12 protein-coding genes, 8 pseudogenes and 1 riboswitch are annotated in these 16,710 nt (G+C 54.4%); of the genes and pseudogenes, 15 read left to right on the top strand and 5 right to left on the bottom strand.

Going from position 1 to position 16,710, the window contains the following annotated elements:
* Positions 1–40 precede the first annotated feature (40 nt).
* A pseudogene (locus tag LKE90_RS08455) lies at positions 41–889 on the top strand (transposase).
* A 225-nt stretch (positions 890–1,114) separates the two neighbouring features.
* A complete protein-coding gene (locus tag LKE90_RS08450) occupies positions 1,115–3,655 on the top strand; it encodes a TonB-dependent receptor (protein ID WP_291501425.1) in 2,541 nt (846 codons plus the stop codon).
* 227 nt (positions 3,656–3,882) lie between these two features.
* On the opposite strand, the pseudogene LKE90_RS08445 reads toward LKE90_RS08450, so the two are convergent.
* Positions 3,883–4,577 (bottom strand): annotated as a pseudogene (locus LKE90_RS08445) (IS5 family transposase); the annotation flags it as partial.
* Between the two features lie 450 nt (positions 4,578–5,027).
* Here LKE90_RS08445 and LKE90_RS08440 point away from each other — a divergent pair.
* Positions 5,028–5,846, top strand: coding sequence for a YoaK family protein (locus tag LKE90_RS08440; RefSeq protein WP_291501424.1), 819 nt, complete (start codon positions 5,028–5,030; stop codon positions 5,844–5,846).
* Between the two features lie 45 nt (positions 5,847–5,891).
* Positions 5,892–6,575, top strand: a pseudogene (locus LKE90_RS08435) (oleate hydratase); the annotation flags it as partial.
* Positions 6,576–6,690: 115 nt separating this feature from the next.
* Here the strand turns inward: LKE90_RS08435 and LKE90_RS08430 are convergent.
* Positions 6,691–7,770: an IS5 family transposase gene (locus LKE90_RS08430; protein ID WP_011252003.1), complete on the bottom strand. Its 1,080-nt coding sequence runs from the start codon at positions 7,768–7,770 to the stop codon at positions 6,691–6,693.
* A gap of 76 nt (positions 7,771–7,846) precedes the next feature.
* Here LKE90_RS08430 and LKE90_RS08425 point away from each other — a divergent pair.
* The 3 genes and pseudogenes from LKE90_RS08425 to LKE90_RS16485 form a co-directional block, all read left to right on the top strand.
* A pseudogene (locus tag LKE90_RS08425) lies at positions 7,847–8,932 on the top strand (oleate hydratase); the annotation flags it as partial.
* A 437-nt stretch (positions 8,933–9,369) separates the two neighbouring features.
* Positions 9,370–9,822, top strand: a complete 453-nt coding sequence (locus tag LKE90_RS08420; RefSeq protein WP_291501091.1) for a hypothetical protein — start codon at positions 9,370–9,372, stop codon at positions 9,820–9,822.
* Between the two features lie 22 nt (positions 9,823–9,844).
* Positions 9,845–9,967, top strand: a pseudogene (locus tag LKE90_RS16485) (IS630 family transposase); the annotation flags it as partial.
* Here LKE90_RS16485 and LKE90_RS08415 read toward each other — a convergent pair.
* Both LKE90_RS08415 and LKE90_RS08410 read right to left on the bottom strand, forming a co-directional pair.
* Positions 9,938–10,294 (bottom strand): EVE domain-containing protein, encoded by a 357-nt coding sequence (locus LKE90_RS08415; RefSeq protein ID WP_291501090.1) that lies wholly within the window; start codon positions 10,292–10,294, stop codon positions 9,938–9,940. The pseudogene LKE90_RS16485 and the gene LKE90_RS08415 overlap by 30 nt on opposite strands.
* The gene (locus tag LKE90_RS08410) at positions 10,291–10,653 is read right to left on the bottom strand and encodes a VOC family protein (RefSeq protein ID WP_291501089.1); all 363 of its coding nucleotides are present in this window, start codon (positions 10,651–10,653) and stop codon (positions 10,291–10,293) included. The genes LKE90_RS08415 and LKE90_RS08410 overlap by 4 nt, the downstream gene beginning before the upstream one ends.
* Positions 10,654–10,720: 67 nt before the next feature.
* Between LKE90_RS08410 and LKE90_RS08405 the strand changes: the two genes are divergently transcribed.
* From LKE90_RS08405 to LKE90_RS08395, 3 genes and pseudogenes are all read left to right on the top strand, one after another.
* Positions 10,721–11,149: a MarR family winged helix-turn-helix transcriptional regulator gene (locus tag LKE90_RS08405; protein ID WP_291501088.1), complete on the top strand. Its 429-nt coding sequence runs from the start codon at positions 10,721–10,723 to the stop codon at positions 11,147–11,149.
* Positions 11,150–11,306: 157 nt separating this feature from the next.
* Positions 11,307–11,383: riboswitch (Fluoride riboswitch) on the top strand.
* A 35-nt stretch (positions 11,384–11,418) separates the two neighbouring features.
* Positions 11,419–12,474, top strand: a pseudogene (locus LKE90_RS08400) (chloride channel protein); the annotation flags it as partial.
* Between the two features lie 126 nt (positions 12,475–12,600).
* A complete protein-coding gene (locus tag LKE90_RS08395; protein ID WP_291501087.1) occupies positions 12,601–12,738 on the top strand; it encodes a hypothetical protein in 138 nt (45 codons plus the stop codon).
* Positions 12,739–13,119: 381 nt separating this feature from the next.
* Here LKE90_RS08395 and LKE90_RS08390 read toward each other — a convergent pair whose 3' ends face one another.
* Positions 13,120–13,497: a hypothetical protein gene (locus LKE90_RS08390; protein WP_291501086.1), complete on the bottom strand. Its 378-nt coding sequence runs from the start codon at positions 13,495–13,497 to the stop codon at positions 13,120–13,122.
* 28 nt (positions 13,498–13,525) lie between these two features.
* On the opposite strand from LKE90_RS08390, the gene LKE90_RS08385 reads away from it, so the two are divergent.
* The 5 genes and pseudogenes from LKE90_RS08385 to LKE90_RS08365 all read left to right on the top strand — a co-directional run.
* The gene (locus tag LKE90_RS08385) at positions 13,526–13,798 is read left to right on the top strand and encodes a type II toxin-antitoxin system Phd/YefM family antitoxin (RefSeq protein WP_291501085.1); all 273 of its coding nucleotides are present in this window, start codon (positions 13,526–13,528) and stop codon (positions 13,796–13,798) included.
* Complete coding sequence (locus tag LKE90_RS08380) at positions 13,799–14,236, top strand: type II toxin-antitoxin system VapC family toxin (protein ID WP_291501084.1); 438 nt, start codon at positions 13,799–13,801, stop codon at positions 14,234–14,236.
* Between the two features lie 577 nt (positions 14,237–14,813).
* Positions 14,814–15,137, top strand: a pseudogene (locus LKE90_RS16605) (transposase); the annotation flags it as partial.
* Positions 15,138–15,257: 120 nt separating this feature from the next.
* Entirely contained in the window at positions 15,258–16,184 is a 927-nt protein-coding gene (locus LKE90_RS08370; protein ID WP_291501422.1) for a LysR substrate-binding domain-containing protein, read from the top strand.
* Positions 16,185–16,335: 151 nt separating this feature from the next.
* Positions 16,336–16,707 (top strand): annotated as a pseudogene (locus LKE90_RS08365) (ABC transporter permease); the annotation flags it as partial.
* Between the last annotated feature and the right edge of the window lie 3 nt (positions 16,708–16,710).

Here is a 16,710-nt window from a genome sequence, read left to right as displayed (position 1 = left end):
GCGCAGTATGATTCACCGTTTTCCATTGATGGAGACGGTGATGGCACGAGCATTGAGTGATGATCTTCGGAAGCGGGTTCTGGAAGCTGGAACGGCCGGGGCATCAACCCGCTCGATTGCGGCGCGGTTCGGTGTTGGGATTTCGACGGCGATCCGCTGGCTGCGTCGTGAACGCGAAAGCGGCGAGCGGACGCCCCGTCGTCAGGGCAAGCCGCGCGGGTCACGGCTGGACGCGCATGAAGCGTTCATTGCTGGCATGATCGAAGCGCAAAAAGACATCACGCTCAACGACATGATGGCGCGCCTGAAAAACGAACGGGCCGTCGGGATCGTCCGCAGCGTATGGTGTTCATTGACGAAACCAGCCTCTCCACAAAGATGGCCGACTGAGCGGGCGTGTCTTACGCGGAGAAGGCTGCCGGGCCGGTGTGCTGCACGACCACTGGAAAACCACGACCTTCACCGGTGGGCTGCGTCTGACAGGCACGATCGCGCCCTTCGTGCATGATGGCCCCATGAACGGCACGATCTTTCACGATCTTTCAGGTCTATGTCGAACGGGTTCTTATCCCGACACTGAAGCCGGGCAATATCGTCGTGACGGACAACCTTCCGGCGGCACAGAAGGCCATTGAGCAGGCAGGGACGGAACTGATGTTCCTCCCGCCCTACAGCCCGGACTTCAATCCCATCGAGATGGTCTTCTCAAAACTCAAGGCCTTGCTGCGCACCAGATCCGCGTGGATCTTCGGGGCCATCTGTCCTGAAAAGGGAGCGGCTGCAGGCCTCATGGCATACCAGTCAGAAGCTGGATGTTCCCTACAATATCACCATTCTCCCGCTGCCTCCCAGGGCTCCTGAACCGAATCTATCAACTATTAATGTCTAGAGCGCATTACAGGCTGTTATCTTGTCAATTCCCAAATGCCGATTAACGAGTCTATCGTTGCTATATCGGAACGTATATATGGATAAGAAGTGTTTGACGTATTGTAAGTAAATTGAATACATTTATCCTAATAGATAATTAATAATCCAATTAAATGATAAGTACATATAAATAAATGAATTTATGTAGTTCGTAAATGTCCGTATGTAACTGTGGAGGAAAAAAATGGCAAGTATTTCTTTGTGCGGCACATCAAATGCAACTAACCAAATAATTTTGAGATATATAGAAAAAAAATTCTATAGACTGAGCTTTTGTCTTACTTTTATCTCATCGTTTGCTCTATGTTCAAGCTATTCCTTTGCTAACGATGTAAAAATTCATCGCGAAAGTTCTATTTCTAATAAATTCACAAAAACCAATAAAAACCGCAAACCAGTGATTCCTAAACATATGAGAGTCAATCAATCACAAAAAAAGAAAATAAGTTCCTTTGCAGCAACAAAGTCAGAAGAAGTTCATGTTAGCTCCGTTCGACATGGTGCCGTTGGTGGAGGACGGATGATTAATCTGTCAACTCCAAGCGCCATGAGTGTCGTAGATCGTGCATATATCGCTATGCGTCCTCCACAAGGAAATATACTTCAAATAGCTCAGAATATGCCGGGAGCTAATGTCACAGCGGCAGATCCCTATGGTGTCACTAATAATGTGAATTTTACGGTTCGAGGACTGAACTCGGCCGAGATTGGTTATCTTTCGGATGGTACGCCGCAGAATGATACGACTGCGGGCGCAATTTATCCTACTCAGTTAGTTGACGTCGAAAACCTTGATCAAGTTCGTTTAAGTCAAGGAGCTTCGAGCCTCGACCTGCCTATCTTTAGCGCTCTTGGTGGTGTGTTATCCTATACAACTATTGATCCTTCTAAAAAAGCAGGTGGCTATGCTGAATATATGGTCGGCAAATACAATGCTCAAAAAGAATTTGGCCGAATTCAGACTGGAGAGATAGGTCAATCAGGTATCCGGGCATGGGTATCTTTTTCTAATTTCCTTGACCATCACTGGAATGGCCCTGGGATTGATCATAGAAAGCATATCGATGCAAAAGCCCTAAAGGAGTGGGGTGATGGCAATCGTATTTCTGCAATATTTTCATGGTCTGATGCAGACCTAGCTCAATATTATAATCCGACGATGACAGACTGGAAGCAAAAAGGAAATTCAAATTATTATGGAGCGACGTTCAATCCATCAGGAAGTGCAGCGAATAATGCGTCATATTGGAAAAATCAACGTAATGAATGGATGGATGTTAACGCTGCGCTTCCTTCAAGTTTTACTTTGACAGATCATCTGAAACTCAATGTTCTTCCCTACGTCTGGAGAGGATGGGGTAATGTGACTTACGGTAGCACCGTTAATCCGTCTGGTTCGTATTACGGTACTACATATATGGATGGTCCTGGAGCAATACCATTTACTGATGCTACTGGTTCTGCACCGGCAGCATCGCGATATGTGTTCCTTGATTCTCGTGCGGGAATCACGGCAAAAATTAACTACTCATGGCACAATCATGATTTTGTATTTGGTGATTGGTATGAATACGATGATAATACCAATTATGTTGATATGGTACCTCTAGGACAAACGGGCGAACCCGTAAATATTTGGAAAGCTTCTCGATTTGCGTTGCGATACAATAATGACATTCAACTTCGGGCATTGGACTGGAATTTGATTACTCAAGCAAATTCATTATTCGCCGGGGATAAAATTACATTTCTAAACAAGAAACTTACAATTAATGTAGGAATTAAAGTTATCATGCTTGACCGTTTCGGGGCGAACCATCTGCCAGGTTCACAATATGCAGTAGGCCAAAACATTACAGAACCATTGCCAGAATTTTCTGCACTTTATAAGTTCAACAGACAGAATCAAATTTTCTTTAATGTGAGTACGGGCATGCGAGCCCCGTTGGGACAGAGTTTTTTTAATTCTTACAGTCTTTCAACCGGAGATGTTTCTCAAAAGGGTACAACTAATGAACGTCCTGAGTACGCAATTAAGGAAGAATTGGGATACCGTTATCAATCAAACCTACTTCATGCATCTGCGACGTTATTTAATTATGATTTTAAGAATAGGCAGGTATCGACGCTTGAAAATTACAATGGAGATTTGATCAGTTCAACTATTAATGTCGGATCTCAAACAACACGTGGTGTCGACGTTGAAGTGGGAACTCGTCCATTTTGGCATTTTAGCCCTTATGCGAACTTTGAATTTGTTCACGCCATAAATGACAGCGATTTCTTAACTCAGGGATGTAACAACACAGGATCCTGCGAGTCTGTCGCATTAAACACCAAAGGAAAATACGCGACACAGACACCAGCATATCAAGCGTCATTTGGGCTATCTTATAACGACGGGTTGTTTTTTGGTAATTTTGATCTTCGGTATACCGGCAAACAGTATACAACTTTCATAAACGATGAGCGCATGCCTTCACAACTACGTGGAGACATTGCAGTGGGAGCGAATTTGCCGTCATTTTCATATATGAAATCGCCTAAGATAAAGTTGAATTTTTTAAATATTAGCGACCTTCACCATCTTGCCGGTCCTGCGTCCGTTACATCAAATTCACATGATGTTATTAGCAAAAATAGTTATGTAGTTAAAGGATCATCTCCAACATATTATCTGGGATACGGGTTTACCATGATGGCAACATTTTCCAGTTCATTTTAGGCTCAAGTCCCATTTGTTTGTGGATAGGATGTTAATTCAGACTTTATAAGAAGACTGAAGAGGAATGATCTGTACTGGCTGGGGGACGAGCGGATGACTCGTCCACAGTTGTTTCAAAATTATGACTGCTGTCGAGTTGACGATCCGCATACTGAACAGAATGATTTTAGTGAAGAGGAGCGGATTGCCGCCGCGAGAATGCGGACTACACTTGGCGCTGTCTGCATTTAACGTAACCAGATCATGGCGCAGGCGAGATGAACGAAGCCCATGAAGGCGATGACTGTCTTTTCGCATCGCAACGCGATTCTCCGGAAGCGTTTGAGTTTATTGAAGAAGCATTTGACCTGATGGCGTTCCTTGTAGAGCCGCCAGTCGATCGGCGGCGTCGTGGCGCGACTAAGATTGGCCTTGATCTGAGGCGTTGCACCGAGGTCGTTGATGATGAACGCCCGGAGAGGATCGGCGTCATAGGCGGCATCGGCAATGACGTGGCTGATGCCCGTCAAGCCGTTCAGCAAGGCTTCGGCCTGCGGACGGTCGCCATATTGGCCTGGCGTCGGATGGATACGGATTGGCAAGCCGATGGCATCGACGGCGGCATGAAGTTTGGTCGTCAACCCACCGCGTGAGCGACCAATGGCGGCAGCTTCAGCCCCCCTTTTGCGCCGGTCGCATCGGCGTGGACCTTCGAAATGGTGCTGTCGATCAGGACGTATTCAAAGTCCGGCGTGTCGGCCTGGGCATGGAAAAGCCTCTCCCATACCCCTGCGTGCGACCACCGACGGAAGCGCGCATGAACCCCGGTCCATTTGCCGAAAGCCTCCGGCAGATCGCGCCATTTTGCCGCATTGCCGGCCATCCATAGGATGGCATCGACAAACAGCCGATTGTCCACCCCGCTTCGTCCACGAGTACCAATCGCCCAGCGACCAGCCCCGCCTTCATTGCCTGCGAACAGTGCATTCTTGCGCCCGAGCGTTACGGGAAGGGCAGCACCGTACGGCGCCGGTCGCTGTGCCCTTCGAGACGGCTGATCGCAGCCCGCAGCGTCTCCAGACCGGGTTTTTTCTGGGGTTTGGCAGTCATGTCACGACTCAGTATCCATTCGTCCTGGTGGGTTTCCTGATTATATGTTCTCTATGTGTTCTTTATTGGCGTGGGGAGTCAAGATTCATCTATCTGGAGAGCGTATCGCGCCACATTTGTGGCAATTCGTAATCCGGTAAGATATCGTTATAAGAAATTGAAAACAGGAAGCTTTGTCGAAAGAGGGCGGCTGTTACTATTCCGCCGATAAAAAAGATCGCTGTCAGGGGAAACCGATGAACACGGAGTCTCATCATGCGGTCAGTCACGATGGGAGGCTCAGGTGCTTGTTCACGAGGGGGCGGAGCGCAACGCCAGCATCGACAGGCGTCTGGGCTGTACGCTGGCGGCCATCGCCGGTGCAGTGAACGCTGCCGGGTTTCTGGCCGTAGGCTATTATTCGGCCAATATGACCGGCAATGTCTCCGCACTGGCGAGTGGCCTGCATGAAGGGCGTATGGAACTGGTCCTGTCCTGCTGTGGTCTGATACTGGCCTTTGTCACAGGAGCCGTGCTGTCCGCGCTGCTGGTCAATGCGGGCCGTCGCCACAATCTGCCCTCGATCTACGCACGGAGCATTCTGCTGGAAGCCTGCCTGCTTGGGCTTCTGGGGGCTGTGGATTTTCTGTTTTCGGCCCAGCCACGGGATCCGGTGCTGGCCTACGGGCTGAGTTTCCTCATGGGGCTCCAGAACGCCACGGTCACACGCATTTCCGGGGCGCGTGTCCGCACCACCCATATGACAGGGATGCTCACCGATGTGGGGTTGGAACTGGCGGACTGGCTGGAGGGCTTCTTCCATCCGGTTGACCCGGCCCGACGGACCGTTACGCGTGAACGCCTGGGGCTGCATGCCGCCATCGTGCTGTCCTTCACGCTGGGCGGCGTGGCCGGCGCCTTTCTGTATGGCTGGTGGTCCGGCCTGTTTCTTCTGGTTCTGGCAGGGCTTCTGGCCTGCCTTTCCCTGCCGGGCGCGCTGTCGCAGGAGCCTGTGGCGGAGCATAAACCGGCGCCGGTCCCCTCTTGCGGGGAGAGGCATTCCTGTTCACGGCACTTGATACATCGCAAGGACAGATCGGGTCATTGGGGGTCGTATGAATAGCAATGCCACCCGCCATCGGCCCTTTTCCGGAAAAGGACACGCGCCATGAGATATGCCCACAGCAATTATGAGGCTTTTGTCCAGCCCCCTGCGCCACAGGATATGGCAGGACGGTCAGCGTGGATCGTGGGCGGAGGACTGGCGGGCATGGCGGTGGCGGCGTTCCTCATCCGGGATGCGGGCATGGCGCCCTCAGCCATCACCATTCTTGAGGCCTCGGACAACGACGGTGGCGCGCTGGACGGAGCGGGGAATGCAAAGACCGGCTGGCTGATCCGTGGCGGTCGGGAAATGGAAGAGCAGTTCCAGTGTCTGTGGGATCTGTACCGTTCCATTCCCTCTCTGGAAATTCCCGATGCATCGGTGCTGGATGAAGTCTGGCAGGTCAATCAGGCCGATCCGTCCACAAATCCGGTCCGCGCCATGTGCAACCGTGGGCAGCCCCTCGCCGATCGTGACAGGCTGACACTCACGGGAAAGGCGCGGCGCGAGATCATTGCCCTCATTCTGACCGATGAGGATGAGCTGGCGGGGAAGACGATCGCGGATGTGCTGTCCGGCGATTTCATGGCGTCGAACTTCTGGCTGTTCTGGCGGTCGATGTTCGCTTTCGAGACCTGGCACAGCGCTATTGAGATGAAGCGCTACCTCGCGCGGTTCGTGCATCAGATTCTCGGACTGAAGGATCTGCATACGCTGAAGTTCACCAGATGGAGGGTTCGAAAAACCTTTGATTGACTTCTCTTGTGCCTGATTTCAGGTTTTTAGCGTGTTGACTGCTGCTTCCCTGGTCTAACTTTTACTCTGGGTTTTGAGCAGAGCGATGGTTTCCTGCTCTGGATTGCTACGCGGCGGCGTTAATCCGCTCCAAGAGGAGAAAGCGGCGCATATTATAGACGATATTGGCCAGCCCGACCCTCATGGTGGCCCGCGTTATGCCTACGGTTCGGACGAACAGCCCCGTCTGTGATTTCTGATCGGCAAAGACATGCTCGACACGCGACCGGATAACGGACTTTCCTGCGTTGGATCTCTGGATATGGCGTGGCATAGGCTTGAGATGCGGCTTTTTCCTGTGAACCTTCGAGACAAAGCCCTGCTTTTCCATGAAGTCCTCATTGGCTTTTGAGCGGTAGGCTGTGTCTGCCCAGACCGTTGAAGCTGTATTGCTTTTATCAAGCAGGCCCTCCCTCAATCGCGCGCCATCACTGGCGGCGGCATCTGTCGTCTTCCATTTGCGGATCAGCCGAAATTTCCGGTCGATGGAGATGTGCGATTTATAGCCAAAGAACGGGATGGCCAGATCTGTTGCAGGGATACTCCCGTCCTCCTGTCGCTTCGCTTTCGTGAACTTCAGGGTCCAGCGCGCATGCCTGTCCTTGTGGGACAGCTTTGACGGCTTGTCCTGCCAGTCCTGAGGGATCCGTCCTTCACGCAGATCCGCCTTCTCCGCATTGGTATTGCGCTGCTTCGGAGCCGCTACCAGCGTGGCATCCAGGATCTGGCCTGACATCGGCAGATAACCAGCGTTACGCAGGGTTGCGTCAAAGCGATTGAACAGACCACCAATCGCACCAGCCTGGGTCAGACGCTCTCGAAACAGCCATACCGTTCTGGCATCAGGTACACGGTCCGACAGCCCCAGACCTAAAAAGCGCATGAAGGAGAGACGGTCGTTGATCAGGTATTCCGTCCGTTCATCGGACAGATTGTTGAGTGTCTGGATCACCAGGATCTTGAACATCAGCACCGGATCAAACGGTGGACGCCCGCCTTTGCTCCCGTCTGAATAGGCCAGTGCCTTGTCCAGTTCCGGGCGGAACACCTCAAAATCCACAGTCCGGGAAAACGCTTCAAGCTGGTCGCCAAGACCGCTTAACCGAGCAAGCCGCTCTTCAACGTCAAAAAATCCCGCCTGTTTCATAGCGCCATTCCTCCAACCAGAACCAGAAAAATGGAATCACAGCGTAGGCCTCAATACCAAGAGGTTTTTAGAACCCTCCAGATACAACCAGCAGGAATCCCTCAGCCGACCACTGGCCACATGGCTTGCCGATCAGGGGGTCGTGTTCCGTCATGGCGTGAAGGTGACGAATGTTACCGTTGATGTTTCTGGCGGAAAGAAAGTTGCGACCCATCTCGACTGGCTGGAAAATGGCGCGTCCGCCGGTGTTGACCTGGGTCCGGCGGAGCTGGTGTTCGTGACCAACGGTTCCATGGTGGAGAATTCACGCTGGGGCGATCACCATACACCAGCGCCGATTGACACGGTTATCAAAGAGGGGAGTGTCTGGCAGCTCTGGCGCAATATCGCAGCACAGGATGCCGCATTCGGGCATCCTGATGTTTTCTGTGGCGATACAACAAAATCCCGCTGGCTGTCGGCAACCGTTACGACCCGGGATGCGCGGATACCGGAGCTCGTAAAGCGGGTTACGGGGCGTGATCCGTTCTCGGGGAAGATTATCACGGGTGGTCCGGTCACGATCGCGGATTCATCCTGGCTGATGAGCTGGGTGGTCAGCCGTCAGCCCCATTTCAAGGGGCAGCCCGAAGGGCAGATGGTGGCCTGGCTCTATGGTCTGTTCAGTGACGTGCCTGGCGATTATGTGAAAAAGCCCATGCAGGATTGCACAGGGGGGGAAATCACCCGTGAGTGGCTGTTCCATATGGGCGTGCCGGTGGACCAGATCGACGATATGGCAGCAACAGGGGCGACGACGCATCCGTGCATGATGCCGTTCATCACGGCGCAGTTCATGCCGCGTGCACCGGCGGACAGGCCGAACGTGGTGCCGCACGGGAGTGTCAATCTCGCCTTCCTCGGGCAGTTCGCCGAGACGCCGCGTGATACGGTCTTCACCACGGAATATTCCGTCCGCACGGCGATGGAGGCGGTCTATACGCTGTGCGGCGTCAGGCGGGCTGTGCCGGAAGTGTCAGACGGCATTTTCGATGTCCGGATGCTGCTACAGGCGGCAGCGGAACTGCGGGACGGAGAGAAGGTACCGGCGTCGGGGCTGATCAGGCACCTGACGCATGGAACGGAGATTGACGATCTGCTGGAGCGCTACGGGCTGGTTTGAGGCGATAACTAAAGAAGACTGGAAAGGTGGCAACGGGGGGGAAGGCAGAAGGTCAGCAATGGGGGGTAGGTGGCCGTCCGCCTACGGAACGGAAAACCGCATGAGCAGACTGGCAGCTAGTTGCGGTAAATGGCGCAAAGTTTGTTGCCGTCGGGATCGCGGACGTAGGTCAGGTTGACGAGCCTCATGTTGCTACTGCGCGGTCCCGGTGCCCCCTCAATCGACGTGCCCCCGTGTGCCACGGCAGTGTCGTGGAATTCGAACACCTGTACAGGGGATACGGATCTGAACGCAATCGTGCCTCCATTCCCTGCGGACGCAGCCAAGTCGTTGATGGGTTCACTAGAGCATTTTCTGCCCTGATTGAATCGTTGGGGATTCCCAAAATGGTGGTGATCTGATTCAAGGTGATCGCCGGGATGGGAGGCCGGTTATGGATGTCATCACGCACATTGTCTCTGGATCTCCGCGAGCGTGTTGTTGCGGCTGTATCGAATGGTCTTTCACGCCGTCAGGCGGCTGAACGGTTTGGCGTCAGTCCGGCAAGTGCGGTTCGCTGGTGCGCTCTTGCAGACACGATCGGCAGTCCTGCCGCCAGACTGCGTGGCGGGGATCGTCTGTCTCACCGGATTGAGGCGCAGGCAGAGCGTATTCCCGTGCTGATTGCGGAGAAGGACGATCTGACCCTGTCCGAAATCCGTGCCCGACTGGCTGAGGACGGGCATCACTTCGCAATCAGCACACTGTGGCGTTTCTTCACGCGTCATAAGATCACATGGAAAAAAGACCGCTCACGCGGCGGAACAGGAGCGACCGGACATCCTGACACGACGACAGGAGTGGTTCGATGCCCAGCCCGATCTCGACCCGGCGCGGTTGGTCTTCATTGATGAAAGCTGGGCTTCCACCAATATGGCTCGGCGCTACGGACGGTGTTTACGTGGCCAGAGACTGCGCTCCGCTGTGCCGCATGGACATTGGAAAACCACGACGTTCATCGCCGGGTTACGGCTGACCGGCATCGTAGCGCCCATGGTACTGGATGGTCCGATCAACGGCCGCAGCTTCCAAACCTATGTCGATCGCGTGCTGGTAGGCGACGTCGCGGCGCCAGGGGGTGAAACCTTCAGACTGATCCGCAAGATAGGCTTTGCCCGGCCGCACCCTTCCGATCGCGGTGAAGGCGCGAAGAGGTGCGCCATCCCCCATGCGTTCGCGCGGCGAATAATAGACGAGGCCATCGCCTTCCGAGAGCTGGCGGGCAGGAGCATCCCGGCCATGGCAGAATTGGCAAAACCCGCCATTCTCGGCCGCTTTGACGTGATCACGGCTCGCGACGCCGATCCAGTAGTGTGTCGTCATATCGTGTGCGCCGTGATCGTGTAGCCGAACGGATCGCGAAACGCGAAATACCGCCCGAAGGGGCCGTCCTTCGGCGGAAAGGCAATCTTCGTCCCTGCCGCCTTCAATTCCTCATGCAGTGCATCGGCGTCATCGCAGCCGAACCACAGAGCGATGCCCCAGCCGAGTTTTCCCTGGACAGCTTCCAGATCGACCAGCGGCTTTCTGACCGCGAAGGGAGCGGGCTTGCTGTCGAAAACGATCGTCTGGGGCGTTTCCTGCAGCACAGGCAGGCCCAGCCTGTCTCCATAGAAGGCTCTGGCTGCTTGCAGGTCTTCTGTCTGGATGGCGATGAAATCCGGGCCGGTCAGTCTGGGCATGATTGCCTCCGTGGCATGGGATGATAGTATCAGGAGGCTAATATAATATAAGGCGCCTTATATTTCAATGACCAAAGACATGATTCCGCTGCTGGGGTATCGACTTAAGCTTGCGCAGCATGCTCTACACCGGAGCATGGAAGAGGTGCTGCGGCCATTGGGGCTCAGTCCCGCCCAATATGCGGCGCTCGCCGAGCTGAATGTGAGACCGGATCAGACCAATGCGGATCTGGCGGAGCGGGCTTTCGTCACTCCGCAATCGATGCTGGGCGTTCTGGCGAAACTGGAAGGATCGGGGCTGGTAGAGCGTCGGCAGGATAGTCGTCACGGTCGTCGCCAGCTCGCACGTCTGACGTCTGATGGATATGCCAAGGCGGAGGCCGCGAATGCAGCGATGATGCGGGTCGAGGAAGCGCTCGAGGCCGCGGTTTTTCCGGATACCGTTCAGAATGCGGTCGATCTGATGGACAGGCTTCAAGGCGCGATGTGCAAATAGGATCGTCGCTACGTCCAGTTTCTGGAAAACGCGAAACCAGTTCTCATGACCGAGATGAGGCGGAAGCGGAATGTCTGGGCCTATTCGTCAAGCTATCAAAATTTCTTTTCCACTGACAGACTTATCATTGACATGAGGCAACAGATAAGTCGTAGTATCGCTTAACGGCAATGGACTCTGCCTGACTTCTAAAGAAGTCGAACCGCCCGAAGGGCTGATGACTCCTACCTCGCCATAGTGGCATGTGAGGGAGGAGTGTGTTCAGAGTCATGGGTCGTTTTCCGTTTTTCCAAAATTCTATTGTAGCCAATAGTCTGACGGTTCTGCGCTGGAGTGGGCTTTTGCTGCCCATGGCGGCCTGTGTCGGTACGTTATGCGCCGTCTTCCTCTGGGCGCTCGATCATGTCACCGACTATCGCTTCGCCCATCCCGGCCTGCTGTGGTTCCTGCCTCTGGCAGGTGTAGCTGTCGGGCTGGCGTATCACTGGTTCGGGCGTTCCGCCGAAGGGGGCAACAATCTGATCGTCGACCAGATCCATGAACCGGGTGGCGGTGTGCCACTGCGCATGGCGCCCCTTGTCCTGATCGCCACCGTCATCAGCCATCTGTTCGGGGCCTCGGTGGGCCGCGAAGGAACAGCCGTTCAGATCGGCGGCAGTATCGCATCCGGGTTCGCCCGCCTGTTCCGTCTGGACGACAACGGGGTCCGCATCATCCTGATGGCCGGGATCGCGGCAGGATTTGGCGCGGTCTTTGGAACACCCGTCGCGGGTGCCGTGTTCGCCATGGAAGTACTGAGTATCGGCCGTATTGACTACCGTGCCCTTGTTCCGGTCGCGGCGGCCTCAATCCTCGCGGATATGGTATGTCATGCCTGGGGTATTCATCACGTCCCTTACAAGATCGGGTTTGCCGGCTATCCTGATCTTTCCGGCCAGATCTTTCATACGGATCCGCTGTTGCTGTTGAAGGTCGGTGTGGCAGCCGTCTGCTTTGGCCTGACCAGCCTGCTATTCGCGGAGTCCGTACACCGCCTTACCCCCGTTTCCCGCAGGATTTGCCCTGTTGCCTGGCTGCGTCCCGCCATTGGCGGCGTACTGACCATCGCGCTCGTCTTCATCGCCGGATCACGGGACTATCTCGGTCTTGGTGTGGTGGCGGCCACGCCTGATGGTGCCTCAATTCTCAATTTCTTCCATCCGGGTGATTATACGTGGAGTTGGCTGTGGAAGCTTGTCTTCACGGTTGCCGCCCTGTCGACCGGCTTCAAGGGCGGGGAAGTCACGCCCCTTTTCTTCATTGGCGCCGGTCTGGGACATACCCTGCCTCATCCAGCAACAGCGAGATGACGATCAGCGCGATAAAGGTGAACTAGCCTGGTTGCTGGCGAACCGTCTTCGCGACGAAGCGCCGCACCGCACCGGCCAGTGCTCAACCTGAAAGACGCTCCAATGGCATCGAATGTCATCAATTTCGCATCTGTCGTCCGGAACACGAAAACCGGCAGGGATGTGATCATCCGGGATCCGCGTTCACGGCACTGGGCGTTTCGTGCGCCGCAGATCGCCCGCGAGATCAGCGTCCGGTGACTGGGAAGCATGCGGCGATTTCACGGACACGCATGCTGCCGAGTGAGATTTGCGCGCTGACTGTGCGGGCATGGAATGCGTTCATTGAGGGTAGGGATCCCTGCTGCGGCTTTCCCGTGACCAGCACGACCGGTTCGCGCCGGGAGAGTCGGCATCATGGTTTTGAGAGCCATGAAGTTTACCCGGAAAGTATGCGCCCCGTTGAGAGCTCGGCTGGACATCTTCAGTTCCGTTTACGTTATGAGCCAACCAGACTTTCTGCTACATTCCCATCAATACTGTTCAAAATCTTTGGATCGACTGGCAACGAAGCAATATTTCCAACTTGGAAGTTGAGTGTTGGATTCATTAGTTTTAGATAACCCCATGCGACATTACGCCCTAAAAAGCAGTAAGTTTTTCAGTATAACTTTGAATGATAAAAGTAGAACTTCCAGATACATAAAGTATATATCCTTTTGGTGTCATTCTTACACCAAAATTCGAAGATATAATAAAAGTCAAAGTTATGCATTTATTAAAATAATATTCTGTATTCTGGGCGAGAGAGCGAATATAACCTTTTTCATCTAAGAAATTTCGGATGTCTACTCCATCATTCTCCCAGTTAACCAAGTGCTCTGCATTTCCATACCAGCGTCGGAAATCGCCAGGGATGAGAGCGTTGATCGTGATGCCGCGTTCTTTAAGGAATGATGCTTCCGGGATACGTTCTGAATGAATGGATTGGAACTTCGGGTGGTCTCGGATCAGGCGCATTCTCTTGCAACGAGGTCACATTCATACTATGACTACAGTAGTTTCAGTGGGGGCGATCATGCATGAAATTCAGCTACGCGATGCCAAGGCTACCCTGTCTGCGGTTGTCGATCACGCCTGCGCGGGGGAGCCGGCCATCATTACGCGGCACGGTAAACCAACGGCTGTTATCCTGAGTTATGCGGAGTGGGAGAGACTTTCCCGCGTGCCCTCATTTGGCCGTTTGCTGATGAGTGCTCCCCTGGATGAAGCTGACTTCCCGGAAAGAGTTGAGAGTGGTCTCCGGGAAGTGGAATTCTGAGTGTATCTCGTCGATACAAACGTCCTGTCTGCGGGCGCACCAACCAAGGCCCGGATAGAGACAGGTCTCGTTGAATGGATGGACAGGAACAGTGACAAGCTGTTCATTTCTGTCATTACAATTGCGGAGATTGACGCTGGTATTGCCAAATTACGGGACAACGGCAGCCTGAAGAAGGCACAACGACTTTCTGAATGGCTTGAGACGCTTCTCCATCTCTATCAGCACCGAGTGCTGCCGCTGGATCTTCAGGCAGCACGCGAATTGGGACGTATGACACAGGCGGTACGTCAGGCAGGCCGCATGCCCGAAATGGCCGACCTGTCGATCGCGGCGACAGCGATAATGAAGGGCTATGTCGTGCTAACCCGCAACCTACGACATTTCCAGGGAACAGGTGTCACAACCCTTGATCCCTTTGAAAGCCTGCCAGCTTAAGGTTCGCAGGCAGCGCTCTCCTATAGATGAGGCGTGTCGTGTGTATCTTTATGGTTTTGAGAGCCATGAAGTTTACTCGGAAAGTATGCGCCCCGTTGAGAGCTCGGCTGGACATCTTCAGTTCCATTTACGTTATGAGCCAACCAACCTCGAACTGCTGGAACGGGTATTCGAAGTGTCGGGACCTGATTTCGTGCGAGACTGGATAGAGCGGGAACCGACCGGGCAATACGCACGCCGCGCCGCCTTCCTCTATGAGTTTCTGACGGGACATGAACTGGAAACTGAAGCGGCGGTCGGTGGCAACTATGTCTCCGCGTTGAATGACGAGCTGGTTGTTACTGCAAGCCAGGACCAGGCCACCAATATTAAAAAGTGGCGCGTGCGGGACAACATGCCGGGGACAAGGCATTTTTGTCCTTCCATCTGGAAAAGTCAGCAGCTGGAGGGTGCCGCAGGTTTCAACATCGCAGCCAGATATACCCGCCTGCAGGAGGATTTCGGCGATGACATGCTTGCGCGGGCAGCAGTCTGGCTGACCAATCGGGAGAGTAGGGCGAGCTTTGCTATTGACGGCGAGGCAGAACCGTACCTTTTCGCCACGCTTTGCTGGCTCAGGAAAATGCAGACCCTGCTTTTTAAAAAGAGGGATTCCAACATGGAACGCGATCTGAAGGCTCTGTTGGAAAAAGGAAAGATGACGCTACTGTCGCGTTTGATTCCCGCGTTTGAACGGGATGCGGCTGCCATTGAAACGTATCTCGTCACACCATGGACAAACAGCCCGGTTGAGGGACAGATCAACCGATTGAAAATGCTCAAACGCACTGTGTTCGGAAGAATAGGCTTCCAACTTCTCAGAGCTCGTGTCCTCCAGCTCATAAGTAACTATTTAATATAGTTATTTTTAAAATTAACCTTGAAAATTGACAAAAAGCAAGCAAAGAATACTCAGTGCACACTCGCCCGTCGCAATGTGACCGAGCCGGCCATTAAACGGAGATCGAGAGCGGAGCCCACCATGTCCCAGTCCATCCGGCCTTATTCTGGCCCACCCACCGACGCTCATCTGGACGTTCGCCTGCCCCAGCGTATGGCGCGGAATGTTCCGAGCGAGCTTCTGCGGTCATTCGTGGCGATCGTGGAGGCTGGCTCCATGGCGCAGGCGACCGAGACGATTTTCCTGACACAGTCCGCGCTCAGCTTGCAGATGAAGCGTCTGGAAGACGTGCTCCAGCAGAAGCTTTTCCGTCGCGATGGACGCCGTCTGATCCTCACGCCCATCGGCGAGGAACTGGTCGGCTACGCACGCCAGCTCCTCGCTCTCAATGACCGGATCATGCGCACGCTCGGTCAGGATTCGGAGCCGGAACCCATTACTGTCGGCATGGTGCAGGATTTTGCCGACACGCTTCTTCCCGACGTGCTGGGACAGTTTCGTCTCGCACATCCCCGCTCCCGCCTTGTGATCCAGATCGGCGGATCGGCGGAGCTTCTGGAGATGTTCGACCGATCGAGACTCGATCTGGTACTGTGCCTCGGGCAACACGGAGACCGTCCCGGCGCGTCATGGAAAGTCGTCGGGCAGGACCGCATGACATGGATCGGCGATCCGGCCATCGCCGAACTATCCGAAGTGCCCCTCGTTCTGCTTGAGCCACCCTGCCGTTTTCGTGACGCCGCCCTGCGTGCGCTGACACAGGAACGGCGTGATTACCGGCTGGTGCTGGAAACACCCAACCTGCCCGCCATGCGGGCCGGAGTGCGCGGCGGACTGGGAGTGAGTTGCCGCACACGCAGGTTCGCCACCGCTGAAGGCTTGCCCACGATCACGAGCGACGCCCTTCCGGCGGTCCCCGAGATCGAGACCATCCTCGTGCGGCGCAATCATCTCGGAGACGCCGCGAACGATATAGGCGACCTTCTGGCCGCCGCCGCGGAAGCTTGAATAATGTTCAAGGAACGGATGACAAGAACTCTTTATGAGACAGGGAAGTTTTCGCGGCAGGATCGGGTTGTCCTGATATCTGCAACGAGGTTTCTCATGACGTCATCCGCATCTGTAGTCAAAGCAGGAGACGTGCTGCCACCGCTCACGCTACGGTCTGGGATCACTTATCGGCATCACCACCGGGATCGGACTCGGGCGGTCATTGCGGTTCCGTTACTGGGCGCATCCCGTCCTGCGTATGATCGGCCCTCTGTCTCCGATCGCGCTTCTGCCGCTGGATTTCGTGATGATTCCGTCAAGCTGGATCGCCTCCGTCGTGGATCCGGCCTTTCATGACGTAGCCGGCACTATGGGCGCGAAGGAGCGATTTCTGGTCTTCCATGTGGCGCTGCCTGCCACCCTGCCGCAGATTTTCGTCGGTTTGTTCATGGGGCTGGGTGCGTCGTTCATCATGCTGGTGGTGATCGAAATGCTGGGCGTGAAGACGGGTCTTGGCTTTTATATGCAGTGGGCGCAGGGCTGA

Source organism: Acetobacter sp. (genome assembly GCF_022483985.1).
Lineage (GTDB): Bacteria > Pseudomonadota > Alphaproteobacteria > Acetobacterales > Acetobacteraceae > Acetobacter.
The sequence above is the reverse complement of the archived record's forward strand: the minus strand, read 5'-3'. Positions and strand labels throughout refer to the sequence as shown.